We start from the raw sequence: 880 nt of genomic DNA on the forward strand, positions 1-880 counted from the left end.
GGGGGGGCGGCCGGGCGCTGTCCGCGCCGCAAGCGGCACGTCCTGGAAGGGGACATCTATGACCGATCCTTCCCGCGACCACGCAGGCCTCAGCGATACCTTCGCCTCGCGCCGGTATTTCAAGAAGTTCGAGACCATCATCCGGCATTTGACCCGGGTGGCGGCGGCGATGCAGGCGGAGGGGCGGCTGTCGAAGTCCGACGTGAAGGTGCTGACCGCCTACCTGATGCGGCTCAACTTCACCTTCCGCGCGCTGAGCATGAAATACCTGATGGCGGGCCGCGATACGGGCCGCTTCTTTGGCAGCCTGGCGATGGACAAGCGCGACAGCGGCTTTCCGGTCGCCGCCGAGCTGATGACCATGGCCAACGATGCCCAGCAGGCGGAGCGGCACCTGGCCAATATGGCGAGCGAGGCGCAGCTGAAGGATGATATGGTGCGCACCATCATCTCGGACCGGGCGGTGCCCGCGAAGCTGCAGTTCGCGCTGTCGCAGCGGCTTTACTATCAGGAGCTGCTGAAAGGGCAGCTGTTCTGGGGCCAGAACGATCCGGTTTGCGAATGGCTGGAAAACATCGGCGAGCGGCGGCGGCGCTTTCTGCTGCATTGGGCGGCCTATGACAGCCAGGTGAACCTGCCGGTGATCTACCTGATGGAACTGGAGGACAGCGGCAAGGTGGCGCTGCCCAAAGACGAACGGCGCTGGCCGGAGGTGCAGGCGCATCTGATGGCGCAGGCCCTGGCGGGGCTGAAGCTGGTCACGATCGCCAAGGGGTTTGACGAGGATTTCGACGACCTCCACCCCAAGCACCTGCGCCGTTTTCATGTGGGGCCGATGTATTCCTCTGCCTACACCGAGCAGTCCGGGCCGCTGCAGCGG

At 65.0% G+C, this 880-nt stretch carries 1 protein-coding gene; it reads left to right on the forward strand.

The genetic code is table 11. The features are described from left to right. Positions 1–58: 58 nt before the first annotated feature. The coding region (locus RA21_RS21760) for a hypothetical protein (protein ID WP_039152701.1) at positions 59–880 on the forward strand (822 nt) is incomplete at its 3' end.

Origin of the sequence: Leisingera sp. ANG-DT (assembly GCF_000813785.1) — a bacterium.
Classification (GTDB): Bacteria; Pseudomonadota; Alphaproteobacteria; order Rhodobacterales; family Rhodobacteraceae; genus Leisingera.